This window comes from Pseudomonas kilonensis, assembly GCF_001269885.1.
Classification (GTDB): Bacteria; Pseudomonadota; Gammaproteobacteria; order Pseudomonadales; family Pseudomonadaceae; genus Aquipseudomonas; species Aquipseudomonas kilonensis.
The window spans coordinates 459,572-484,068 of sequence record NZ_LHVH01000024.1 but is presented as its reverse complement, the minus strand read 5'-3'; the positions used below and the strand labels follow the sequence as shown (position 1 = coordinate 484,068).

20 protein-coding genes are annotated in these 24,497 nt (G+C 63.0%); 9 read left to right on the top strand and 11 right to left on the bottom strand.

Features of this window, described 5'->3' with window-relative positions; all coding sequences use genetic code 11:
• The first annotated feature begins 183 nt into the window (after nucleotides 1–183).
• Nucleotides 184–1,674 carry an ATP-binding protein gene (locus tag AD662_RS18480; RefSeq protein ID WP_053189345.1) on the top strand — a complete coding sequence of 497 codons (1,491 nt, stop codon included), beginning with the start codon at nucleotides 184–186 and terminating at the stop codon, nucleotides 1,672–1,674.
• Here the strand turns inward: AD662_RS18480 and AD662_RS18475 are convergent.
• Nucleotides 1,636–4,425: an ATP-binding protein gene (locus AD662_RS18475; protein WP_053189343.1), complete on the bottom strand. Its 2,790-nt coding sequence runs from the start codon at nucleotides 4,423–4,425 to the stop codon at nucleotides 1,636–1,638. The genes AD662_RS18480 and AD662_RS18475 overlap by 39 nt on opposite strands.
• Before the next feature lie 371 nt (nucleotides 4,426–4,796).
• Here AD662_RS18475 and AD662_RS18470 point away from each other — a divergent pair, with 371 nt between their 5' ends.
• The 7 genes from AD662_RS18470 (at nucleotide 4,797) to AD662_RS18440 (ending at nucleotide 11,588) form a co-directional block, all read left to right on the top strand.
• Nucleotides 4,797–5,618 carry an alpha/beta fold hydrolase gene (locus tag AD662_RS18470; protein WP_018609170.1) on the top strand — a complete coding sequence of 274 codons (822 nt, stop codon included), beginning with the start codon at nucleotides 4,797–4,799 and terminating at the stop codon, nucleotides 5,616–5,618.
• A 130-nt stretch (nucleotides 5,619–5,748) separates the two neighbouring features.
• Nucleotides 5,749–6,702, top strand: a complete 954-nt coding sequence (locus tag AD662_RS18465) for a LysR family transcriptional regulator (protein WP_018609171.1) — start codon at nucleotides 5,749–5,751, stop codon at nucleotides 6,700–6,702.
• The gene (locus AD662_RS18460; RefSeq protein WP_053189341.1) at nucleotides 6,699–7,112 is read left to right on the top strand and encodes a DoxX family protein; all 414 of its coding nucleotides are present in this window, start codon (nucleotides 6,699–6,701) and stop codon (nucleotides 7,110–7,112) included. The genes AD662_RS18465 and AD662_RS18460 overlap by 4 nt, the downstream gene beginning before the upstream one ends.
• The gene (locus AD662_RS18455) at nucleotides 7,105–7,731 is read left to right on the top strand and encodes an antibiotic biosynthesis monooxygenase (protein WP_053180498.1); all 627 of its coding nucleotides are present in this window, start codon (nucleotides 7,105–7,107) and stop codon (nucleotides 7,729–7,731) included. The genes AD662_RS18460 and AD662_RS18455 overlap by 8 nt, the downstream gene beginning before the upstream one ends.
• 120 nt (nucleotides 7,732–7,851) lie before the next feature.
• Nucleotides 7,852–9,690 carry an amidohydrolase gene (locus tag AD662_RS18450; RefSeq protein ID WP_053180496.1) on the top strand — a complete coding sequence of 613 codons (1,839 nt, stop codon included), beginning with the start codon at nucleotides 7,852–7,854 and terminating at the stop codon, nucleotides 9,688–9,690.
• Nucleotides 9,691–9,838: 148 nt separating this feature from the next.
• Nucleotides 9,839–10,468 carry an isochorismate family cysteine hydrolase YcaC gene (gene ycaC / locus AD662_RS18445; RefSeq protein ID WP_014337664.1) on the top strand — a complete coding sequence of 210 codons (630 nt, stop codon included), beginning with the start codon at nucleotides 9,839–9,841 and terminating at the stop codon, nucleotides 10,466–10,468.
• A 241-nt stretch (nucleotides 10,469–10,709) separates the two neighbouring features.
• On the top strand, nucleotides 10,710–11,588 hold the full coding sequence (locus AD662_RS18440; RefSeq protein ID WP_053189339.1) for a LysR family transcriptional regulator: 879 nt from the start codon (nucleotides 10,710–10,712) through the stop codon (nucleotides 11,586–11,588).
• Between the two features lie 56 nt (nucleotides 11,589–11,644).
• Here AD662_RS18440 and AD662_RS18435 read toward each other — a convergent pair whose 3' ends face one another.
• Together AD662_RS18435 and AD662_RS18430 are read right to left on the bottom strand one after the other, a co-directional pair.
• Complete coding sequence (locus AD662_RS18435; protein WP_003203396.1) at nucleotides 11,645–12,121, bottom strand: PA2171 family ribosome-binding persister protein; 477 nt, start codon at nucleotides 12,119–12,121, stop codon at nucleotides 11,645–11,647.
• Nucleotides 12,122–12,318: 197 nt separating this feature from the next.
• Nucleotides 12,319–13,428 carry an NAD(P)/FAD-dependent oxidoreductase gene (locus AD662_RS18430; protein WP_053189337.1) on the bottom strand — a complete coding sequence of 370 codons (1,110 nt, stop codon included), beginning with the start codon at nucleotides 13,426–13,428 and terminating at the stop codon, nucleotides 12,319–12,321.
• 360 nt (nucleotides 13,429–13,788) lie between these two features.
• Here AD662_RS18430 and AD662_RS18425 point away from each other — a divergent pair, with 360 nt between their 5' ends.
• Complete coding sequence (locus tag AD662_RS18425) at nucleotides 13,789–14,256, top strand: GNAT family N-acetyltransferase (protein WP_053189335.1); 468 nt, start codon at nucleotides 13,789–13,791, stop codon at nucleotides 14,254–14,256.
• A gap of 136 nt (nucleotides 14,257–14,392) precedes the next feature.
• On the opposite strand, the gene nuoN is transcribed toward AD662_RS18425, so the two are convergent.
• The 8 genes from nuoN to nuoG are packed head-to-tail and all read right to left on the bottom strand — an operon-like array spanning nucleotide 14,393 to nucleotide 24,387.
• On the bottom strand, nucleotides 14,393–15,856 hold the full coding sequence (gene nuoN, locus AD662_RS18420; protein ID WP_024617386.1) for an NADH-quinone oxidoreductase subunit NuoN: 1,464 nt from the start codon (nucleotides 15,854–15,856) through the stop codon (nucleotides 14,393–14,395).
• 7 nt (nucleotides 15,857–15,863) lie between these two features.
• Nucleotides 15,864–17,396 carry an NADH-quinone oxidoreductase subunit M gene (gene nuoM / locus AD662_RS18415; RefSeq protein WP_014337671.1) on the bottom strand — a complete coding sequence of 511 codons (1,533 nt, stop codon included), beginning with the start codon at nucleotides 17,394–17,396 and terminating at the stop codon, nucleotides 15,864–15,866.
• A gap of 39 nt (nucleotides 17,397–17,435) precedes the next feature.
• Complete coding sequence (gene nuoL / locus AD662_RS18410) at nucleotides 17,436–19,289, bottom strand: NADH-quinone oxidoreductase subunit L (protein ID WP_024617388.1); 1,854 nt, start codon at nucleotides 19,287–19,289, stop codon at nucleotides 17,436–17,438.
• A complete protein-coding gene (gene nuoK, locus AD662_RS18405) occupies nucleotides 19,286–19,594 on the bottom strand; it encodes an NADH-quinone oxidoreductase subunit NuoK (protein WP_003180046.1) in 309 nt (102 codons plus the stop codon). The genes nuoL and nuoK overlap by 4 nt, the downstream gene beginning before the upstream one ends.
• 4 nt (nucleotides 19,595–19,598) lie before the next feature.
• A complete protein-coding gene (gene nuoJ / locus AD662_RS18400) occupies nucleotides 19,599–20,099 on the bottom strand; it encodes an NADH-quinone oxidoreductase subunit J (protein WP_003203382.1) in 501 nt (166 codons plus the stop codon).
• Nucleotides 20,100–20,108: 9 nt separating this feature from the next.
• Entirely contained in the window at nucleotides 20,109–20,657 is a 549-nt protein-coding gene (gene nuoI, locus AD662_RS18395) for an NADH-quinone oxidoreductase subunit NuoI (protein WP_003180051.1), read from the bottom strand.
• A gap of 11 nt (nucleotides 20,658–20,668) precedes the next feature.
• Complete coding sequence (gene nuoH / locus AD662_RS18390; protein ID WP_014337673.1) at nucleotides 20,669–21,676, bottom strand: NADH-quinone oxidoreductase subunit NuoH; 1,008 nt, start codon at nucleotides 21,674–21,676, stop codon at nucleotides 20,669–20,671.
• Nucleotides 21,673–24,387, bottom strand: a complete 2,715-nt coding sequence (gene nuoG, locus AD662_RS18385) for an NADH-quinone oxidoreductase subunit NuoG (protein WP_053189333.1) — start codon at nucleotides 24,385–24,387, stop codon at nucleotides 21,673–21,675. Before nuoG ends, nuoH begins: the two co-directional genes overlap by 4 nt.
• Between the last annotated feature and the right edge of the window lie 110 nt (nucleotides 24,388–24,497).

Sequence of the window (24,497 nt, the reverse complement as noted above, 5' to 3'; positions counted from 1 at the left end):
GCCATCGGTGTCCGTCCAGGGCACCGTGATGTCCGTGGCGCTCCCTGTGCCAGCATTGTCCTGAAGCCTGTGCCTGCCAAGATAACGACGAACCCTTTGGAAAGGATGCGCAGGAGCCAGGGCAGACGTGTTCGGTGATCCGCACGCTGACGCCCGCACCGGTTATCCGGCGCTGGATCGCCCATGAACAGTTTCGTCAAACCCGATAGCGAGCCGGCGGTGGGCTTCGGTCCGTTTGCCTTCTGCCGGCAGCAGCGGCTGGTCACCCGTGACGGCCAGCCCCTCGCGCTGGGCGGCCGTGCCCTGGATGTCCTGCAGGTGCTGGTGGAGCACGCCGGCCACTACGTCAGCAAGCAAACACTTATCGCCCACGTCTGGCCGGACAGCGTCGTGGAGGCCATCAACCTGCGGGTGCACATCGCGGCGCTGCGGCGGGCCTTCGGTGACGGGCGCGATGGCGCTCGCTATATCCTCAATCATCCTCGGCAAGGCTATTGCCTTGCGGTGCCCCTGGCGGTGCAAGAGCGCGTTGGGTCACCTTTCAGTCCCCAAACCGAACGGCACAACCTGCCCATGCGCTTGAGCCCGGTGGTGGGTCGCGACCACGTCCTGGGGCGGTTACTGGTGCAAGTGCCCCGTCAGTCACTGACCACAGTGACCGGCCCCGGCGGGGTCGGCAAGACCACCGTGGTGGTGCGGGTGGCGGAGCTGCTGCTCGAACACTTTGAGGACGGTGCCTGGTTCGTTGACCTGGCGGCCGTCAGCGATCCCTCACAAGTGGTGGCGCAAGTGGCCGGTGTGCTGGGCGTGGAGCAGGGGGCTTTGGGCCGCGTCCTCGAACCCTGTCGGATGTTGCTGGTGCTCGACGGCTGCGAGCACATGCTCGATGCCTGTCGGGAACTGGTCCAGACACTGGCTGCGGCGGCGCCCGGGGTGTCGCTGCTGCTCAGCAGTCGCGAACCCTTGGACTTGCCGGACGAAAGGATTGTGTCACTGCCGGGCCTGGCCGTGACGTCGCCCCTGGAACCTGCGCACCAGATCGAGGCATGCCCAGCGGTGCAGTTGCTGATCGAGCGGGTGGGCGCCCGACAACAGGGATTCAAACCGGGTGGCCGCGACTGGCCGACCCTTGCACAGATCTGCCAGCGCCTGGACGGATTGCCGCTGGCGTTGGAATTGGCGGCGGCCCAGGTCGATGCGTTGGGGGTGGCCGGGGTCCTGGAACAACTGGATCACGGTTTATCACTCTTGAGCCACGGACGGCGTACGGCGGTGGCCCGGCATCGCAGCCTGGAGGCGGTGCTGGACTCGAGTTTCGAGCGGTTGAGCGCTGACGAACAAACCGCATTCCAGCGCCTGGCGGTGTTCGAAGGGCCGTTTACGCTCAAGGCGGCGCTGGCCGTGATCAGTTGCGCTGAACTGAGTGTCGGACAATTGCCTCCGCTGCTGTCGCGGCTGGCGAGCGTGTCGCTGCTGATGGTCGAGCCGCGTGCCGAAGGGGTTCGCTTCTACCTGCTCCACACCACTCGCACCTATGCCATGGACAAACTGCGGCGCAGTGGTCAGTGGCCTGTGTTTCATCGGCGTTACGTGCTGCAAGGTGCTTGGGGAGTCCGGCGTTCACGGCCGCAATCGTCAAGTCAACGCCTGGAGCAACGCGCCGGCTTCCAATAGGTCGGGGGTCTCGAAACCTTCGGTGAAGCGTCGATAGACGGGGCCGAGCAGTGCCTGCGCGGCATGCGCTTGCCCTTGGCGCTGCCACAAACGGGCCAGGGACGTGGCGCTGCGCAGTTCCCAGGCCAGGGCCTGGTGACGACGGGCGATGCCCAGGGCGGCCAGCAGTTGCGCTTCGGCTGCTTCTTCAAGAGACGGTTCGTTGCGGGCCAGCAAGGTCTCGGCATCGGCCCGCAGGATCTCCGCCGAACACCAGCCCGCGGCGCCACTGCGCGCCCGATCGATTTGCGCCGGGCTGACGACGTCGCTGCGCAGGGTGACGGCGATGTCCTGGATCAAGCCGTTTGTCGGGCGCGTTGCCAAGGGCTGGCCATCGAATGCGTCGTCGTAATGGCAGGCCCAGTTATGGAACAGCATCACCGAATGTTTCTTGGCTTGCTGCTTCAGCAGGTCGAGCCTTTCTCGGGCGGTCGGATGATCGCCGGTGTAGTGGGCGATCACGCAACCGGCCAGCGCCAAGGTGTAGCAGATCGAAATGCCGTGGTTGATCTGCACGGCGATCTGCAGCGCCAGGTTGGCGGTGCGCCGGGCTTTCTCGGCAAAACCTTGCAGCCAGAGGATGCGCGCCAGAACCGTCAGCGCGGCCACGCTCTGATCGTATTGCACGCCGAAGCCGTGGCTGAAGCGGCTGAGGTGACCGCTCTGGGCCAGGCGCTGGATCACCTGTTCGGCTTCGCGCCGCGCCGCGCCCTGGTCGCCGGTGAAATGCAACGCCAGCACCCGCAGGCGTTGGGTGCTCAAGGACAGGGTCGGGTCGCCCTGCAAGCCCAATCGGTCGAAATCCCGGCTGTGTGCCAGGGCCTGTTGGTAGTCACCGCAACTGAGGTCGACGGTCATTTGCCCGGACACGGCCCGCAGCTCGCCGGCCAGGTCCTGGCATTGCCGGGCCAGTTGCCGGGCCGTGGCGAAGGCGCGAACAGTGGCCGGCGTGCCGCCCTCGGTGTGGTAGTTGAAACTGGCGTGGGCCAGTTCCAGGGCCAGGGTCAAGCGCGGGCATGGCGCGGGGCTGGCCCGCAACAATTGCAGCGCTTTGTTGACGTAGAGGCCGTGTTCCTTGAGCAGCGACAGCTCCTGCCAGAGGGGCAGGGTACGGGCGGTCAGGCGAATCGCGACGGCGTGTGAACCCAGTGGGCCCAAGCCTCGGTCGAGCGCCGCGCGGATGTCGTCGCGATAGTCGGCGTAGCGGGCGATCCACAGTCGGGTGGGGGTGTTTTCCCAATCGCTTTCCGCTTGCCCCATGAGCGCCAGGCAGCGCTCGGCGTGGCGTTCCTGGCTGGTCGCCAGTTCCCCGGCCTCGGCCAGTTGCTCCAAGGCATAGCGGCGGGTGGTGTCCAGCAGGCGATAACGCACCTCTTCATCGCCGATCTCTACATTGAGCAACGATTTGGCGACCAACTGGCTGACCGACACCAGCACCTGCTGGGGCGCGACATGCTGGCCGACGATCACCGCGGCGGCCGAGGCCAGGTTGAAACTGCCCATGAACACCGCCAGTCGCCGCAGGCAGGTCTGCTCGCAGGCCGTGAGCAAGGCGAAGCTCCAGTCCAGCGTGGCGCGCAGGGTTTGCTGGCGCGGTGCGGCGTCGGTGTCGTTGTGAAGCAGGGCGACGTTGTCTTGCAGTTGCCGGTGAAGTTCCTCCAGGGTGAAGCGGCCGAGTTGTCCAGCGGCCAGTTCGATGGCCAGGGGAATGCCATCCAGCCGCTGGCAGATGTCGATCACCAACGGCACCTCGCGATCGGTCAGTGCGAAGTCGTCACGGCTGGCCATCGCCCGTTCGGCAAACAGTTGCAACGCCGGGTATTGCAGGGCGGGATAGCCCTCGATGGGCATCTCCCGAGGCGGGAACGCCAGGGCGTCCAGGCGTTGCACGTGTTCGCCTTCGGCGCGCAGGCCTTCGCGACTGGTGGCCAGGATGTGCAGGTGAGGGGCGCCGCGTAGCAGGGTTTCGCTGAGCTGGGCGATGGCGTCGATCAGGTGCTCGCAGTTGTCGATCACCAGCAGCAGATGCCGCTCCCTGAGCTGCCGGGCGATGGCGTCCAGTGGATCGCCGTCCTGCAGTGGCAGGTCGAGCAATGCGCAGAGGTTGGGGGCGATCATGGCCGCATCGTTGAGCGACGCCAGGTCCAGCAGATGGGTGCCGTCACGGTAATGGCCGATCAGCCGTTCCGCGACCCGCAGGGCAACGGTGGTCTTGCCGATGCCGCCGGTGCCGACCAGGGTAATGAAGCGTTTTCGCGGTAGCTGGGTCACCAGGTTTTCCACCAGGGCCTGGCGTCCGATCAGGCGCGTGCGCTGCAGCGGCAGGTTGCGCGTCAAAGATGGATGAGGGATGTGTGCCCATTGGTCGAGCGGTTCGAATGACAGCGGCGCGACAAAACTGTAGCCGCGCTGCGCCACGGTGACGATGTAGCGCTGCCCGGCCTGGCCATCCCCGAGGGCCTTGCGCAGTGCCGCGACGTGCACGCGCAGGTTGGTGTCTTCCACCACGCTCCTGGGCCAGACCCGGGCGATCAGTTGCTGCTTGCTCACCACCTCGCCAGCCTGTTCGAGCAACACCAGCAGAATCTCCACGGCCCGCCTGCCCAGGCGCAACGGTTGCCCACCCTCGAGCACCAGGCGCTGGCGAGGATGGACCCGGTAAGGACCGAAATGCACCGTCTGTTCGACGGGCAGGCTGAGGAATTGGCTCATGTTGCTCTCAATGTTCTGGTCCCGGTGCCTGGGCTTTACCCGAGCATATTCCTCAGGTTTGGCGTCAAGCGCAACGGTGCAGATCCCTCACACCTCCCTGACAGACACCGCGTTCCTGTGGCGAGGGGATTTATCCCCGCTGGGCTGCGTAGCAGCCCCAGAAGCCCCATCTGCAATAAGCCTGACACACCTAAATGTCAGTCCTTGGGACTGCTTCGCAGTCCAGCGGGGATAAATCCCCTCGCCACAAAAGCAATCTCCGCTGGTTTTTTTAACACCGCCGTTCCGAAAAAATTAACAACGTTTAACTCACGCAGGTGCCCCCCATGGCCGGACCATAAAGCGATCCACCCACCTCAAGGAGTCATGTCATGAGCACCTTCATTACCCGCGATGGCACCGAGATTTACTACAAGGACTGGGGCAGTGGTCAACCGGTGGTCTTCAGCCACGGCTGGCCGTTGAACTCGGACAGTTGGGAGGCGCAAATGATGTTCCTGGCGTCCAATGGCTACCGGGTGATCGCCCATGACCGCCGTGGGCACGGGCGCTCCAGCCAGCCCTGGGACGGCAACGACATGGACACCTACGCCGATGACCTGGCCGAGCTGATCGAGCGGCTGGACTTGAAGGACGCGGTGTTGCTCGGCTTCTCCACTGGCGGTGGCGAAGTGGCGCGCTACATCGGCCGCCATGGTGCTGCCCGTGTCGCCAAGCTCGGCCTGATTTCGGCGGTGACGCCGCTGATGCTCAAGACCCCGGCCAACCCCGGCGGTCTGCCTGTGGAAGTGTTCGACGGTTTCCGCCAGGCCTCCCTGGCCGACCGTTCTCAGCTATACAAAGATGTGGCCAGCGCGTTTTTCGGAGCCAACCGTCCGGGCGCCAAAGTCTCCCAAGGCATGATCGACTGGTTCTGGATGCAGGGCATGCTCGCCGGCCACAAGAACACCTATGACTGCATCAAGGCGTTCTCGGAGACCGATCTTTCCGAAGACCTGCGCAACATCGACGTGCCGACCCTGGTGGTCCATGGCGATGACGACCAGATGGTCCCCATCGAAGCTGCCGGCATTGCCGCCGCCAAGTTGCTCAAGCACTCGCAGCTGCTGATCTACCCCGGCGCGCCCCACGGCCTGACCGACACCCACAAGGACCGCCTGAACGCGGACCTGCTGGCGTTCATCCAGGGTTGACGCAAGCAAGCTAAGACCTGTGGGAGCGAGCCTGCTCGCGAAGGCGTCAGGACAGTAGATATGAATGCAAGCTGACCCACCGCCATCGCGAGCAGGCTCGCTCCCACAGTTAAAACGGGACCTCACACCCATGAACCGCAATGATTTACGCCGTCTCGACATGAACCTGCTGGTGATCTTCGAGGCGCTGATGTTCGAGAAAAACCTGACCCGCGTCGCCGAAAAGCTGTTCATGGGCCAGCCGGCGGTGAGCGCGGCGCTGGGGCGGCTGCGGGATCTGTTCGATGATCCGTTGCTGATCCGCCACGGTCGCGGCATGGAGCCGACGCCGCGGGCCCTGGCGATCCTGCAAGAGCTGCAACCGGCCATGGACACCATCTCTGGCGCGGTCAGCCGGGCCAAGGCGTTCGATCCGTCCACCAGTTGCGACGTGTTTCGCATCGGTCTGTCCGACGATGCCGAATTCGGCCTGTTTCCTCCATTGCTGAGCCAACTGCGCGAAGAAGCGCCGGGGATCATCGTGGTGGTGCGCCGGGCCAACTTCCTGCTGATGTCGTCGCTGCTGGCCAGCGGTGAAATCAGCGTCGGTGTCAGCTACACCACCGATCTGCCGGCCAATGCCAAGCGCAAGAAACTGCGGGACATTCCTTGCAAGGTCTTGCGTGGCGACAAGCGCCCGGGGCCGCTGACCCTGGATGAATACTGTTCGCGGCCCCACGCCATGGTCTCGTTCTCGGGCGACCTGAGCGGCAACATCGACCTGGACCTGGCCCGCATCGGCCGGACCCGCAAAGTGGTGCTGGCGGTGCCGCAATTCAGTGGGCTGCGGGCCTTGCTGGCCGGCACCGAGCTGATCGCCACCGTGCCCGACTATGCCGCCTGCGCGCTGGTGGAAGGCTGCGCGCTGCGTGCCGAGGACCCGCCGTTCGAGATCAATGCCGCTGAACTGTCGATGGTCTGGAGCGGGGTGCATGACAACGACCCGGCCGAGCGCTGGCTGCGCTCGCGCATTGCCAGCCACATGTCCCAACCATTGCCGGCCGCTGCCGCTGCCTCGGCCGCCCCGGACGGAGCCCACCGATGAACCTGACCGATGAGCGCCCGTTGCAGGACCTGGGCTTGTTGTTCCTGCGCCTGAGCGGCGGGCTGTTCCTGCTGTGGGTCCATGGGCTGCCGAAGCTGTTGCACTACAGCGTCGAGCTGACCCGCATTGAAGACCCGTTTCACTTGGGCGCGGCGCCGACCCTGATCCTGGCGATTTTCGCCGAGGTGCTGTGTCCACTGCTGATCATGGCCGGTGTGCTGGTGCGCCTGGCGTGCCTGCCGATCCTGTTCCTGCTGGCGGTGGCGCTGCTGCTGGTGCACCCGCAGTGGAGCCTGGAAGAAGGCCAGTTTGGCTGGTTGCTGCTGATTGTATTTACCAGCGTGTTCATTGCCGGCCCTGGACGCCTGGCGCTGAACACGCGTTTTGATGGAGTGCTTCGCCATGTCTGAATCCCGAACTCTGGAATCCACCGCAAGCCCGGCAGTGCCCGGTTTCGATGAAATCGTCACCTTGGTGGTCAAGCACCGGATCAAGGTTGGACAGAACGATGCCTACGAGGCCTGGTTGCGGCGCATCGTGACTGTGGCCGGTCAGTGGCCGGGGCACTTGGGCGTCGATGTGGTCCGGGGCAAGCAGGATGGGTTGTCGCTGTTTACCTGCGTGCTGCGTTTTCGCTCCACCGAGGCCATGCAGCGCTGGCTGGACTCCGCCGAGCGGCGTGAATTAGTGGCCGAGGCCGCGCCACTGTTGGCCGACGGCGATCAGATTGAGGTCGGTTCCCATAAGGAATTCTGGTTCGCCCCGCTGGCCGATGCCGCCACGCCACCGCCGCGCTGGAAACAATCGGTGGTGACGCTATTGGTCATCCTGCCGCACACCTTGCTGGTGCCGTTGCTCTGGGGCCCGTTGCTGCAACTCAACGCGTTTCTGTCCAACTACGTGGTCGCCACGTTCCTGATCACCGTGACCATCGTGCTTTCGGTGGTGTACGTGTGCATGCCGCTGGCGACCCGTCTGTTCGCGCCGTGGCTGGAAGCGTCCAAGGCCCATGAACACCTGGAGCCCTAAGCAGCGCCGAACTTTTGTGACAAGCACTGTTGTGGCGAGGGGATTTATCCCCGTGGGATCGCGAAGCGATCCCTCTAAATGTCGCCGCCTATCGATTCATTTATCGTCAAAGGAAATCCCATGAACGCCGATCTGATTCTGTTCAATGGCCAGTTCCATACCGTCGACCGCGAGAAACCGCGCGCCAGTGCGGTTGCCATCAGCCAGGGCCGCTTCGTTGCCGTGGGCACCGACGCCGAGGCTATGGCCTTGCGCGGCAGCGGCACCCAGCTCATCGACCTCAAGGGCCGCACGGTCATTCCTGGGCTCAACGACTCGCACTTGCACCTGATCCGCGGCGGCCTGAACTACAACCTGGAGCTGCGCTGGGAAGGCGTGCCGTCCCTGGCCGATGCCTTGCGCATGCTCAAGGACCAGGCCGACCGCACGCCAACACCGCAATGGGTACGCGTGGTGGGCGGCTGGAACGAATTCCAGTTCGCCGAAAAACGCATGCCGACCCTGGAAGAGCTAAACCAGGCCGCTCCCGATACGCCGGTGTTCGTGCTGCACCTGTATGACCGTGCCTTGCTCAACCGGGCCGCGTTGCGGGTGGCCGGCTACACCCGTGACACGCCGAACCCGCCGGGCGGCGAGATCGTGCGTGACAGCAAGGGCGAGCCCACCGGCATGCTGGTGGCGCGGCCCAACGCGATGATTCTTTACTCGACGCTGGCCAAGGGACCGAAGCTGCCGCTGGAATATCAGGTCAACTCCACCCGCCAATTCATGCGTGAACTCAATCGCCTGGGCCTGACCAGTGCCATCGATGCCGGCGGCGGCTTCCAGAATTACCCGGACGACTACGCAGTGATCGAGCAGTTGGCCCGCGAGCAGCAGTTGACGGTGCGCATCGCCTACAACCTGTTCACCCAGAAACCCAAGGAAGAACTCAGCGACTTCAAGAACTGGACCGGCAGCGTCAAGTTGCACCAGGGCGATGATTTCCTGCGGCACAACGGCGCCGGGGAAATGCTGGTGTTCTCGGCAGCGGATTTCGAGGACTTCCTCGAGCCGCGTCCGGATCTGCCGCCCGGCATGGAGCAAGACCTGGAGCCGGTGGTCCGGCACCTGGTGGAACAGCGCTGGCCGTTCCGCCTGCATGCCACCTACGACGAATCCATCAGCCGCATGCTCGATGTGTTCGAAAAGGTCAACCGCGACATTCCGTTCAACGGCCTGCCCTGGTTTTTCGATCACGCCGAGACCATCACGCCGAAGAACATCGAGCGCGTACGGGCGTTGGGCGGCGGGATTGCGATCCAGGATCGCATGGCCTTCCAGGGTGAATACTTCGTCGACCGCTACGGCGCCAAGGCCGCCGAAGCCACGCCGCCGATCAAGCGCATGTTGGCCGAAGGCGTGCCGGTGGGCGCCGGCACCGACGCCACCCGCGTCTCCAGCTACAACCCGTGGACCTCGTTGTACTGGATGGTCAGCGGTCGCACCGTCGGCGGCCTTTCGTTGCACGAAGAGGGCCTGCCGCGCCTGACTGCGTTGGAACTGTTTACCCACGGCAGTGCCTGGTTCTCGTCGGAGCAGGGCAAGAAAGGCCAGATCAAGGTTGGCCAACTGGCGGACCTGGCGGCCCTGAGCGCGGATTTCTTCAGCGTCGAGGAAGAAGCCATCAAGTGGATCGAGTCGGTGCTGACCGTGGTCGACGGCAAGGTGGTGTATGCCGCCGGCGACTTCGAAAAACTCGGGCCGGCCAGCGTCCCGGTGCTGCCCGACTGGTCGCCGGTGGTCAAGGTCCCGGGCCACTGGCGCCCGACGTCACCGTTGCAGGCTCAGGTCCACCAGTGCAGCGGTCCGTGCACGGTGCATTCCCACAGCCATGAACGGGCACGATTGTCGAACGTCCCGGTCAGCGATTTCCAAGGCTTCTGGGGCGCGTTTGGCTGTTCCTGCTTTGCCTTTTGACTGAGTACAAACACCTATCCCCTGTGGGAGCGGGCTTGCTCGCGAAAGCGGTGTGTCAGCTTGCAAGGTTGTCGGATGTGACGACGCCTTCGCGAGCAAGCCCGCTCCCACATTGGGTTCATAGCATCCATCCCAAAGGAGTCATCCCATGAGCAACGTTCCCGCCTACAACCGTCTGAACAAAGACGACGCGGTCGTCCTGCTGGTCGATCACCAGACCGGCCTGATTTCCCTGGTCCAGGACTTCTCGCCCAACGAGTTCAAGAACAACGTGCTGGCCTTGGCCGACCTGGCGAAGTTCTTTGAACTGCCGACCATCCTGACCACCAGCTTCGAACAAGGCCCTAACGGCCCGATCGTGCCGGAGCTCAAGGAAATGTTCCCGGACGCGCCGTACATCCCGCGTCCAGGCCAGATCAATGCCTGGGACAACGAAGATTTCGTCAAGGCGATCAAGGCCACCGGCCGCAAGCAACTGATCATCGCTGGCGTGGTCACCGACGTCTGCGTGGCGTTCCCGACCCTGTCGGCGCTGGCTGAAGGTTTTGACGTGTTCGTGGTGACCGACGCCTCGGGTACGTTCAACGAAACCGTGCAACAGGCCGCCTGGGTACGCATGACCGCTGCCGGCGCGCAGATGATGAACTGGTTTTCGGTGGCCTGTGAGCTGCATCGCGACTGGCGCAACGACATCGAAGGCCTGGGCAACCTGCTGTCCCAGCGCATTCCGAACTACCGCAACCTGATGAACAGCTACTCGGCGCTGACGGCCAAGTAAGCGGTCCATGCTGAATGACGCCCGCCTTGTGCGGGCGTTTTTTTGTTTGGCATTAGCGCCTCGCAAATTGTGCCGATGCTATCGCGAGCAAGCTTTGCTCCCACAGGTTTCCCCACAGATCCAATGTGGGAGCAAAGCTTGCTCGCGATGACGGTGGCACATCCCCACAGCTAGGCAATCAGACTCACCAAGACCACAATGCCCAGCCAATCCCCCCTGACTGTCCACCCCAGGAATGACAATGAACCCCTTCGAAGAAATGCGCATCTTTGCCCAGGTCATGGAGTCGGGCAGTTTCACCGCGGCGGCGGAAAAACTGGGGCTGTCCAAGCAGTTCGTCAGCCGCAAGCTGATGGAACTGGAACAACGCCTGGGTGTGCGTCTGCTCAATCGCTCGACCCGGCGGCTGGACGTCACGCCCCTGGGCCAGCGCTATTACGAAGCGGCGCTGCGCCTGCTCAATGACGTTGAACAGGTGGAGCAGGGCATCAGCGGCCAGACTAGCGAGCCTCGCGGCACCCTTCGCCTCAGTGCGCCGCTGTCCTTCGCGGTGGCGCACCTGGGCAGCCTGCTGCCGCTGTTCCTGCAGCGCTATCCGGGCGTGAGCGTCGAGGTGGACCTGAGCGACCGCTCGGTGGATCTGCTGGGGGAGGGCTATGACCTGGCACTGCGCATCGGCGTGCTGGAGGATTCGACGCTGATTGCCCGGCGCATCGCGACCATCGAGCGGGTGTACTGCGCCAGCCCCACCTACCTGGCGCAAAGAGGCACACCCGCGCGGCCTGAAGACCTGCGCAATCACGACTGCTTGCCCTATGGTCACAGCCGTCAGGTGCAGTGGCGTTTTGCGGGGACTGGCAAACCGTTGACCCTGGAGGTCACGGGACGCATGCGCGCCAATAATGGGGATTTGCTCAGGGACGCGGCCATCGCCGGGATGGGCATCACCTATCTACCCGCTTTCATCCTCGGCGATGCCTTGAAGGATGGGCGGCTGATCAAGGTCCTGGAAGGCTTCGAGACCGAACCGTTGGCGCTGTCGGCGGTGTATCCCCAGCATCGACAAAGTGCACGCCCAGTGCAGGCGTTGGTGGAATTCTTGCGCGAACAAATGCAATAAAGCGCCGCAACGCATTCAGCCGTCACATGACGGCTGAAGCATCTACGGCGCTTTGATCAGGCGGCGAGGTTGGCGCTGCTCAGTTCTTTTTTGTACTGCGCTTTCATGGTTTCCATGTCTGCACCCAAGGCATCGAGTTTGGCCTTGCCCAGCAGTTTTTTCGCGTGGGGGAACATTTCCTTTTCTTCTTCCTCGATGTGGTGCTCAAGCAGTTCCTTGACCACTTTCACCCGACCGGCGAATTCCGGCTGGGTGGGATCGGTGGCTTTCAGGTCCGGCAGCACCAGCGAGTCGACGGTACGGTGTTCTTCCTTGGCCTCGTAATACATTTCGGCCTCGTCCTTGCCACCGGCCTGCTTGAAAGCCGGATAAAGAATTTCTTCTTCGAGGCGGGTGTGGATGGAAATTTCCATTTCCAGTTTCGCCAACAGGTCGGTACGTTTTTTCACCGCGCGTTCGGTCGACTCGCTCAGTTGAGTCAGGATGGCTTTGACGCGTTCGTGGTCGGCTTTCAACAGATCGATGGCATTCATAGGTAGCTCCTCGGCAATACACGGATGCGGGCAGGCTTCGAGCGCCAACGCCGCGTAGGAGCTGAATTGCATCAGCTGTGCCAGCCGAGGATCGATTTAAAACCCTTTAAAAACAATAAGTTGAAAGGATAATAATTTCCGGGGTCGTGCAAGCTGCATGAGCGGGGTGCAAAACGCGTTGCACTTTGCGCTGGTGGCTAGACATGTTCGATCCGTTGTCGGACCCGGCTGGCGAGTGCCAGGCAGGACGTCAGCCCGGGCGACTCGATCCCGAGCAGGTTGATCAACCCTGGCACCCGGTGTTCGGCCTCGCTGCTGATGACAAAGTCGCGGGTCGGTTCGCCGGGCGCGGAGATCTTCGGGCGGATGCCGCTGTAGGCCGGTTGCAGGCTCTGGTCCGGCAGGCCCGGCCAATAACTGCGGATCGCCGGGTAAAACGCTTCGGCCCGGGCCGGATCCACTCGGTAGTCCTCGCCCTCGACCCATTCGGTGTCCGGCCCGAAACGCGCCTGGCCGGCCAGGTCCAGCGTCATGTGGATGCCCAGGCCGGCGGCTTCCGGGGCGGGATAGACCAAGTGCCGGAACGGTGCCCGCCCGGTGAGGCTGAAGTAGTTGCCCTTGCACAAAAAGTCCTCGGGCACCGATTGCAACTCCAGGCCTTCGATGCGGCGGGCGAGGGCGGGTGCCTGGAGGCCGGCGGCGTTGATCAGCAGGCGACAGGACAGGGTCATCTGCGCCGTGCCGCCCAACTCCAGCATGAACCCCCCGGTGATGACGCGAGCACCCAGCAAAGGCGTGTGGAAAGCAATGTCCGCCCCGGCCGCTTCGGCGTCACCCAGCAAGGCCAGCATCAGAGCGTGGGAATCGACGATACCGGTGGAAGGCGAATACAGCGCGGCGACACAGGACAGGGCCGGTTCCAAAGCCTGCGCCTGTTCTTGGTCGAGCAGGCGCAGGTCGTCCACGCCGTTCATCAAGCCCCGCTCAAGCAATGTCTCGAGTCCGGCCACCTGCGCCTGATCCGTGGCAACGATCAACTTGCCGAGCCGGCGGGTGGCGACGCCGTGGCTTTCGCAATAGTCATACAGCCGTCGCCGGCCTTCGACGCACAACTGCGCCTTGAGACTGCCCGGTGGGTAATAGATGCCCGCGTGGATGACTTCGGAGTTGCGCGAACTGATGCCCATGCCGATGGCTTCGGCGGCTTCGATCAGCAGCACTTCATGACCGGCACGGGCCATTTCCCGTGCCACGGCGAGCCCGACGACCCCCGCGCCTACGACGACGCACTCGATATCGACATTCAATGTTGTTTCTCCTTCACGGCTTGCAGGTTGCGGGTTGAGGATAGCCCTGCTTGGGTAGTGGGTGTGGCGTGGACTCGATGTATGCTCCCGGTACTCAAAAGCTTGCAGGGACATGCGCACGACACCTGGCCAAAAGCGCACGTTCCGCAAAGCCGCTTCGAGATTGACTTGCCTGGCCATCCTCAGCACTATCTGCCCATGATTTACACACGCCGAATGAACATGATGTGTTCCTCCATGACCGCTTCTGGCGGGCCATGAGGTCATGCGTGCATAGAATTTGACGTGTTACCCCAAGCCCCGCCAGAGATGGACGGGGCTTTTTAGTTCTCCGTCCGAACATGGCTGACGGAGAGTGAAATGTTCGAGATTAGACGAGCCAGACACAGCGATTCCCAGACGGCATTCGACATTCGCCGTCTAGCGATCCAGCACCAATGCATCGGCGCCTATACCGAGACGCAGCTATTGGCGTGGACGGCGGGTGCGGCCGAGGATGGCTATCACACACTGATGGAGAAGCACTTCTATCTGGGCTGTATAGACGCAGAGCCAGTGGCGACAGGCATGCTTGATCTGGAGAACAGCGAAATTGGCGCGATCTTTGTGCATCCTGATTTTATGCAACGGGGTATCGGCAGGAGAATCCTGGATCATCTCGAATGCCTCGCGCGAGGGTTGGGCCTGGAAGAAGTCAAGCTTGATGCGACTTTGAATGCGGCGGACTTTTACCGACGCTGCGGTTTTGTGGGTGAGGTACCTGCGATCTACCATTCCCCTTCGGGGCTTCAACTGGCGTGTGTTCCCATGGTTAAGGGGCTTTTATAGGAAGGTTTGATTGATCGCATAAGAACTGGAGCAAGAAAGGCTGCGATCACGGGTTTCTGAAAATCCATCATCCCCCAAACGCAGAAACGGCACCCAAAGGTGCCGTTTCTGTTTTCTACGAGCTACCGCTACGCGATCAGCCCGTCAAACCAGCCTGCTGAACCAGGGTCAGCAACGGCTGCGGGTACACACCAAGGAAGAACGCCAGTGCGGCGATGGCCAGCAGCATCACGCCGCCTGCCTTCTGTTCCCAGTGCAACTCGGCGTCGTGGCGACGCAGGTTCGGTTCCATCAGGTACAGGGTGACCATGACGCGCAGGTAGTAGAACACGCCGATGGCACTGCCCAGCACCAGGGAGCCGACCAGCCACCATTGGTGAGCCTCGACGCCGGTGGCGATGATGTAGAACTTGCCGATGAAGCCGGCGGTCAGCGGGATGCCGGCCAGGGACAGCATCATCACGGTCAGCACGGCGGTCAGGTACGGACGGCGCCAGAACAGGCCGCGGTATTCGTACAGGGCATCGGCGTCGCGGCCGTTGTACGGCGAGGACATCAGGGTGATCACGCCAAACGCGCCGAGGCTGGTGATCACGTAGGTGACCAGGTACACGCCGATGGCTTCCACGGCCAGGCCCTTGCTGGCGATCAGGGCGATCAGCAGGTAGCCGAAGTGGGCGATGGACGAGTAACCCAGCAGACGCTTGAGGTTGCTTTGCGTCAGTGCCAGCAGGTTACCGAACAGGATCGACGCGATGGCGATGATGGTCAGCACGTCGCTCAGCACACCGCTGCTGGCCACGGGCGAGATCTGGAACAGACGCACCATGACCGCGAACACCGCCACTTTCGACGCGGTGGCCAGGAACGCCGCCACTGGCGCCGGGGCGCCTTCGTAGACGTCCGGGGTCCAGAGGTGGAACGGTACCAGCGACAGCTTGAACGCCAGGCCGATCAGCATCATGCCCAGGCCCAGTTGCGCGATCGGGCTAGGCAGGCCGGTGGCCGCCAGGGCCTGGCCGATGCCAACGAAGCTCAGGGTGCCGGCTTCGGCGTAGAGCAGGGCCATGCCGAACAACAGGAACGCGGAACCGGCCGCCGACAGCACCATGTACTTGATGCCGGCTTCCAGGGAACGCTTGTTGAAGAAGGCGTAGGCCACCAGGCCGTAGACCGGTACCGAGAGCAGTTCCAGGCCGATGAACAGGCTGGCCAGGTGCTGCGCGCTGACCAGGACCAGGCCACCGGCGGCGGCCATCAGGATCAGCAGGTACAGTTCTTCGCGGTTGCCCGGGTAACCCGAACCGCCATCGCCGAGGTAGGCGTGGGCGAGGGTGACGCAGGCCAGGGTGGCGACCAGGATCAACGCCATGTAGAGGCAGGCGAAGCTGTCGATCTGTATCAGCGGGGTGACCGCCAGGGGCGCGACTTTCAGGGCCGGCAGGATCGACAGCAGGGCCAGGTTCAGCCCCGCCACCGACAGCAGGAAGGTCTGTGAGTGATTGCGCCGCCAGGCGATCGCCAGCATCACCACGATGATCGTGGCGCTGGTGATCAACAGCGGCGCAAGCGCGATAAAGTGTTGAATCGTGAATTCCATAGCGCTCTTACCGGGCCGAAGCGAGTTGAGAGAAGGCGGTGCCGAGCCACTGCTGCACGCCATGCATCGTGGCGGCAGAGGTGTCGAGGAACGGTTGCGGGAAAACGCCGAGGTAAACCAGCAGCACCGCAAGGCCGAGCACCATGATCAGTTCGCGACCGTCCATGCCACGCAGCACTTCGTCCGACTTGGTCGGGCCGAAGTAGGCACGGTGGATCATGATCAGCGAGTAGACCGAACCGAACACCAGGCCGGAAGTGGCGATGGCGGTGATCCACGGAGCGCTGGCGAACGTGCCGATCAGGATCAGGAACTCGCCGACGAAGTTGCCAGTGCCCGGCAGGCCCAGGGAAGCGGCTGCGAAGAACAGGCTGATGGCCGGCAGGTAGGCGATGCGCGACCAGATGCCGCCCATCTCACGCATATCCCGGGTGTGCAGGCGCTCGTACAACTGGCCGCTGAGGATAAACAGCGCTGCCGCCGACAGGCCGTGAGCCAGCATCTGGATCACCGCGCCTTGCAGGGCGAGCTGGCTGCCGGAGTAGATCCCGATCAGCACGAAGCCCATGTGCGAAACGCTGGAGAACGCGATCAGGCGCTTGATGTCGGTCTGGGCGAACGCCAGGAACGCACCGTAGAAAATCCCGATCAGGCCCAGGGTCATGGCGATCGGCGCGAACTCGGCCGAAGCGTTGGGGAACAGCGGCAGGGCAAAGCGCAGCAGGCCGTAGGCCGCGGTCTTGAGCAAGATACCCGCCAGGTCCACGGAACCTGCGGTCGGCGCCTGGGCGTGAGCGTCGGGCAGCCAGGAGTGGAACGGCACCACCGGCAGCTTCACCGCGAAGGCGATGAAGAAGCCGAGCATCAGCACGTACTCGGTGGTCTTGGACATCTGCACTTTCAACAGGTCGGCGTAGTTGAAGGTAATCACGCCAGTGTTGTTGAAGTTGACCAGCACCAGGCCAAGGATCGCCACCAACATGATCAGGCCGGAAGCCTGGGTGAAGATGAAGAACTTGGTCGCCGCGTAGATCCGGGTTTTCTTGCCGTCCGAAGAACTGTGACCCCAGAGCGCGATGAGGAAGTACATCGGCACCAGCATCATTTCCCAGAAGAAGAAGAACATGAACAGGTCCAGCGCCAGGAACACGCCGATGACGCCGCCCAGGATCCACATCAGGTTCAGGTGGAAGAAACCCACATGACGCTGGATCTCTTTCCAGGAGCAGAGTACCGAGAGGATACCCAGCAGGCCGGTCAGCAGGATCATCAGCAGCGACAGGCCGTCGAGGGCCAGGTGCACGCTGATGCCGAAGCGCGCGATCCAGACGTGCTTGAATTCAAGCGCCCAGGTCGGATCGGCGCCAGGAGCCGGAGCAAATGAATAGTCGCCGGTCGCCCACAGCCAGAGGCCGAGCGCGAGTTCCAGGGACATGGTCAGCAGCGCAATCCAGCGCGGGAGCGTGGAGCTGGAGCGCTCCGCGATCCAGCACAGCAGGCCGCCGATGAAGGGGATCAGGATTAGCCAGGGCAGAATCATGACGGGCTCGTTTCCTTTCGCAAGTTCGCAAGGTTCATATCAGACCGCTACCAGCACGATGGCGCCGATAACCAACACGGCGCCAGCCGCCATGGAAGCCGCATACCAACGCAGTTGACCGGTCTCGGTACGGCTCAGGGCAGTGTGGCCGCCCTTGGCCATGCGCGGGATCAGGCCAATGGTCTGGTCGAGCGGGTCTTTGCGCAGAATGTGGCTGATCGCAAGGTATGGCTTGACGAACAGTTTGTCGTAGATCCAGTCGAAGCCCCAGGCGGCGAACCACCAGGCCGAAAGGAATCGCCCGATGCCGCTGTTGGCGATCGCCGTGACGAAACGACGCTTGCCCAGGAACAGCAGGGCGGCCAGCAGGATACCCGCCAGGGCGATGGCGCCCGAGGCGATTTCCAGGCTGTGCTTGGCTTCGCCGCCGGCATGGCCGACGCTTTGCGGCAGCACATCGGCCAGCGGTGGGGTGATCATGGCGCCGACGAAGGTCGACAGCACGATCAGCACCGACAGTGGCAGCCAGTGGGCAATGCCATGGCCGGCATGGGCTTCGGTCTTGGCTTCACCATGGAACGCGATGAAGATCAGGCGGAAGGTGTACAGCGAGGTCATGAACGCACCCACCAGGCCGGCATAGAGCAGCGCCTGGTTACCGCTGGCGAACGCTTCCCAGAGGATCTCGTCCTTGGAGTAGAAACCGGCGGTGACCAGTGGCAGGGCCGCCAGGGCCGCGCCGCCGACGATGAAGCTGGTGTAGGCCAACGGCAGTTTCTTCCACAGGCCGCCCATCTTGAAGATGTTCTGCTCGTGGTGGCAGGCAACGATCACCGCACCGGAAGCAAGGAACAGCAGCGCCTTGAAGAAGGCGTGGGTCATCAGGTGGAAGATCGCGCCTTCCCAGGCACCAACGCCCAGGGCCAGGAACATGTAGCCGATCTGGCTCATGGTCGAGTAGGCGAGGATGCGCTTGATGTCGGTCTGTACCAGGGCGGCAAAACCGGCCAGTACCAGGGTCACGCCGCCGACGATGCCGACCAGGTGCAGGATGTCCGGCGCCAGGGCGAACAGGCCGTGGGTACGGGCGATCAGGTAGACACCGGCGGTCACCATGGTTGCGGCGTGGATCAGTGCCGAGACCGGGGTAGGGCCGGCCATCGCGTCCGCCAACCAGGTTTGCAGCGGCAGTTGCGCGGATTTACCGACGGCGCCGCCCAGCAGCATCAGGGTCGCCAGGACGATCCAGAAGTCACCGACCTTGAAGTGCTCGGGTGCCTTGACCAGCAGTTCCTGGATATTCAGCGTGCCCAATTGTTGGAACAGGATGAACAGGCCGATGGCCATGAACACGTCGCCGATCCGGGTGACGATGAACGCCTTGAGTGCGGCATTCCCGTTGTTGCGGTTGCTGTAGTAGAAACCGATCAACAGGTACGAGCACAGGCCCACGCCTTCCCAGCCGAAGTACAGGAACAACAGGTTATCGCCGAGCACCAGGAACAGCATGCTGGCGATGAACAGGTTGGTGTAGGCGAAGAAGCGCGAATAACCGGCTTCACCGCGCATGTACCAGGAGGCGAACAGGTGGATCAGGAAACCCACCCCGACCACCACGCCGAGCATGGTCACCGACAGGCCGTCCAGGTAGAGGGCGAAGTTCGGTGTGAAGCCTTCAACGGCCATCCACTGCCACAGCACCTGCACGTACCTGCCACCTTCCGGTGGGGCGACGTTGAATTGCCAGATCACGTAGGCCGTGACGATGGCAGACAGACCGATGGAACCCACGCCAACCAGTGCTGAAAGGTTTTCCGACCAGCGTCCACGAGAGAACGACAGCAGCAGGAAACCAATGAGGGGGAATACGAAAGTCAGAAAGAGTAGGTTCATCCGCGCATCTCGCTGGCAGCGTCGATATCGAGAGTGTGGAAGCGGCGATACAGCTGCAACAGGATCGCCAGGCCGATACTGGCCTCGGCGGCTGCCAGGCTGATCACCAGGATGAACATGATCTGTCCATCCGGCTGCGCCCAGCGAGCGCCCGCGACGATGAAAGCCAGGGCGGAGGCATTCATCATGACCTCCAGGCTCATCAGCACGAACAGAATGTTGCGGCGGACCATCAGGCCAACCAGACCGAGGCAGAACAGGATGCCGGCAACCGCCAGACCATGCTCGAGAGGGATAGCAGGCATGTGATTACTCCTTCGCCTCGTTACGGCCCAAATGGAACGCCGTGACGGCTGCGGCAAGCAGCAGCATCGAGGCGAGTTCGACCACCAGCAGGTACGGACCGAACAGGCTGATGCCCACGGCCTTGGCGTCTACGGTGGTGTGGCCGATGGCCTGGCCGCTCTGGTGAGCGAACAGCACATACAGCAGTTCACCCAGCAGCAGGGCGGACAGGATCACCGGTCCCGCCCAGATGCCGGGCTTGAGCCAGGAGCGTTCCTGCTGGACCGCGGCCGGACCGAGGTTGAGCATCATCACCACGAACACGAACAGCACCATGATGGCGCCGGCGTAGGCGATCACTTCCAGGGCACCGGCGAACGGTGCACCGAGGGCGAAGAAGGTCATGGCCACGGCGATCAGCGAAATGATCAGGTAGAGCAGGGCGTGCACAGGGTTGGTGTTGGTGACCACACGAAGCGTGGACACCACCGCGATACCCGATGCGAAATAGAAAGCGAATTCCATCTTTCTTCCTTAAGGCAGCAAGCTCTTCACGTTGATCGGTTCGGCTTCGTTCTGCGCGGCGCCTTTTGGCTTACCGGCAATGGCCATACCTGCAACACGATAGAAGTTGTAATCAGGGTTTTTACCGGGACCGGAAATCAGCAGATCTTCTTTCTCGTACACCAGGTCCTGACGTTTGAACTCGGCCATTTCGAAATCCGGCGTGAGCTGGATCGCGGTGGTCGGGCAGGCTTCCTCGCAGAGGCCGCAGAAAATGCAGCGCGAGAAGTTGATGCGGAAGAAGTCCGGGTACCAGCGACCGTCTTCGGTTTCAGCTTTCTGCAGCGAGATGCAACCCACCGGGCACGCCACGGCGCACAGGTTGCAGGCCACGCAGCGCTCTTCGCCGTCGGGGTCGCGGGTCAGGACGATGCGGCCACGATAGCGTGGTGCCAGGTAGACCGGCTCTTCCGGGTATTGCAGGGTGTCACGCTTGCGAAAGCCATGGCCGAAGATCATGACCAGGCTTCGCAGTTGGGTACCAGTACCCTTAACGATGTCGCCAATATATTTGAACATGGGTCAAATCCTCACTGAACCGCGGCCGCAGGCGCGTTCATCAAAACGATCGCAGCGGTCACCAGCATGTTGATCAGGGTCAGCGGCAGGCAGAATTTCCAGCTGAAGTCCATCACCTGGTCGTAGCGTGGGCGCGGGATCGAGGCGCGCAGCAGGACGAACAGCATGATGAAGAACGCGGTCTTCAGGGCGAACCAGACGAAGGACAGTTGCGGCAGGATGCCGAACGGACCGTGCCAGCCACCGAAGAACAGCGTTACCAGCAGCGCCGAGATCAGGATGATGCCGATGTATTCACCGACGAAGAACATGCCCCATTTCATGCCGGCATATTCGATGTGGTAACCGTCTGCCAGTTCCTGCTCCGCTTCCGGCTGGTCGAAGGGGTGACGGTGAGTCACGGCCACGCCCGCGATGAAGAAGGTACAGAAACCGAAGAACTGCGGAATGATGAACCACAGGTTCTGGGCCTGGTACTCGACGATGTCGCGCATGTTGAACGAGCCGGCCTGGATCACGATGCCCATGAGCGCCAGGCCCATGAACACTTCGTAGGACACGGTCTGGGCCGAGGCCCGCAGGCTGCCCAGCAGGGCGAACTTGTTGTTGCTCGACCAGCCGGCGAACAGCACCGCATACACCGACAGACCAGCCATGGCGAAGAAGAACAGCAGGCCGATGTTCAGGTCCGCCACGCCCCAGGTCGGGGTGATCGGGATGATCGCGAAGGCGATCAGCAAGGCGCTCATGGCCACGACCGGTGCCAGGGTGAAGATCACCTTGTCGGCAAACGGCGGCGTCCAGTCTTCCTTGAAGAACATCTTGATCATGTCGGCGGCGATCTGGAACATCCCGTACGGGCCAACGCGGTTCGGACCGTAGCGGTCCTGCCACCAGCCCAGCAGGCGACGTTCGACGAAGCTCAACAGTGCGCCTGCGACCACCACGGCCAGCAGGATCACGATGGCCTTGAGGACCGTCAGGATCACAGCGATCACTTCAGGGGTGAACCAGCTCATTGCGCTGCCTCCTGCAGACCGTCGACGGTTTTGCCGAAAATCGCTGGCGGGATGCCTGCCAGGCCGGCCGGCAGGGCCACCAGGCCGGCGCCCAGTTCTTCATTGATGCGCAGCGGCAGACGCAAGGTCTGGCCGGCCACGTTCAGGCTCAGCAGGGCACCGTCGTTGACGCCCAGGCGGTCGGCTTCGGACTTGGCCAGCGACACGTAAGCGGCCGGGATGCGTTCCTGCACCGGAGCGGCCTTGGAAGAGTTTTCTTCGCTGCCGAACAGGTGATGGAACGGCACGACCTGCCAGGTGCCCGGTGCCGGATTGAAGGCGCGCGGCACGCTGGCGAACCAGCTCAGGCCATCGCCTTGGCTTTCGATCAGGCGGGTGCCCGGGTCGCCTGCACGCAGGTGACCACCGACTTCGTCCTGGAACTTGTTCCAGGCTTGCGGCGAGTTCCAGCCCGGCGACCAGGCGAATGGCACCTGGGAACGCGGTTCGGTCGAGCCCGAGTAGCCTTCCATGGAGAACGAGAACGCGGTGTCGTTGTCCTGGGAGGTGCGCGGTTCGTGAACGCTGATGTCGGCGCGCATGGCGGTGCGACCGGAGTAGCGCAGCGGTTCGCGCGCCAGCTTCAGGCCTTTGATGCGGAACGAGGCGGACGGTGCGGCGTCGACGATGGCGGCCAGTTGCTGGCTGCTCGAAGCGACGGCGGCGGTAACGTGGTCCAGTTGCGTCCAGTCGATCGGCTGGTCCAGCAGGGTGGCGCGCAGGGCGTGCAGCCAGCGCCAGCCTTCATGGACCAGGATGCTGGCGTCCAGGTAAGTCGGGTCGAAGACCTGGAAGAAGCGCTGGGCGCGACCTTCCTGGCTGACCAGCGTACCGTCGCCTTCGGCGAAGCTCGCCGCCGGCAGCACCAGGTGGGCGCGGTCGGTGGTGGCGGTTTTCTGATGGTCGGCGACGATCACAACCTTGGCTGCGTTCAACGCGGCATCGACCTTGGCCTTGTCAGTGCGGGTGAACAGATCGTTCTCCAGCACCACGATGGCGTCGGCGCTGCCGTCGATCACCGCTTGCAGGGCGGCGTCCACCGATTCGCCACCGAGCATGGCCAAGCCGAGGCTGTTGGCTTCCGGGACGATCAGGCTGATGGAGCCGTTCTTCTCGCGCAGCTTCAAGGCCTTGGCGATGTTGGCCGCGGCTTCGATCAACGCCTTGGAACCCAGGGAGGTGCCGGCGATGATCAGTGGACGCTTGGCCGCCAGCAGGGCGTCGGCGATGCGTTGGGCCAGGGCGGCCGCTTCGCTGTCCAGGCCGTCGACGGCCGGGGCGCTGGCGTCCAGGGCGTGGGCCACGGCGAAACCGATGCGGGCCAGATCGTCCGGAGCTGCGTGGACGCATTCTTCGGCCACGTCGTCGAGCTTGGTTTCAGCGAGGCTGGCGATGAACAGCGGGTTCAGCGCGTGCTGGCCGATGTTTTTCACTGCGGCGTCGAGCCACGGCTGCACGCGCATGGCGTCGGCCATGTCTTCGGCCTTGCCCTTGACCGACTGGCGCAGGGCCAGGGCCATGCGGGCGGCGGTCTGGGTCAGGTCTTCGCCAAGGACGAATACCGCGTCGTGGTCTTCGATGTCGCGCATGTTCGGCACGGGCAGCGGGCTGTCCTTGAGCACTTGCAGCACCAGGCGGATGCGTTCCAGCTCACCGGCTTCGATGCCACTGTAGAAGTGCTCGGCGCCGACCAGTTCACGCAGCGCATAGTTGCTTTCCAGGCTGGCCCGTGGCGAACCGATGCCGACGATGTTGCGACCGCGCAGCAGCTCGGCGGCCTTGTCCAGCGCTTGGTCCAGGCTCAGCTTGGCGCCACCCGCCAGCTGCGGCTGGCGTGGACGATCCTTGCGGTTGACGTAGCCATAGCCGAAGCGGCCACGGTCACACAGGAAGTACTGGTTCACCGAACCGTTGAAGCGGTTTTCGATGCGACGCAGTTCACCGTAGCGCTCGCCCGGGGAGATGTTGCAACCGCTGGAGCAGCCATGGCAGATGCTCGGCGAGAACTGCATGTCCCACTTGCGGTTGTAGCGCTCGGAGTGAGTCTTGTCGGTGAACACACCGGTCGGGCAGACCTCGGTGAGGTTGCCGGAGAACTCGCTTTCCAGGGTGCCGTCTTCAACGCGACCGAAGTACACGTTGTCGTGGGCGCCGAATACGCCCAGGTCGGTGCCGCCGGCGTAGTCCTTGTAGAAACGCACGCAGCGATAGCAGGCGATGCAGCGGTTCATCTCGTGGGAAATGAACGGGCCCAGTTGCTGGTTCTGGTGGGTGCGCTTGGTGAAGCGATAACGGCGCTCGTTGTGGCCGGTCATCACGGTCATGTCTTGCAGGTGGCAGTGGCCGCCTTCCTCACAGACCGGGCAGTCGTGAGGGTGGTTGGTCATCAGCCATTCGACGACGCTGGCGCGAAACACTTTCGCTTCTTCGTCGTCGATGGAGATCCAGCTGCCGTCGGTGGCAGGGGTCATGCAGGACATGACGATCCGACCACGCTTGTCGTTTTCGTCGGTGTACTGCTTGACCGCACACTGGCGACAAGCGCCAACGCTGCCAAGGGCGGGGTGCCAGCAGAAATAAGGAATGTCGAGGCCCAGCGACAGACATGCCTGTAACAGGTTGTCTGCGCCATCGACTTCGAGCTCTTTGCCGTCTACGTGGATAGTGGCCATGGTTCAAAGTTCTTCGTTGGCCCGGTGTCAGCGGGCGTGGCTAATGGAATCTTGTTATTCGCGTGAATCAACACAGCCGTTTACGGCGTCATCACACGAGAAGACGAAGG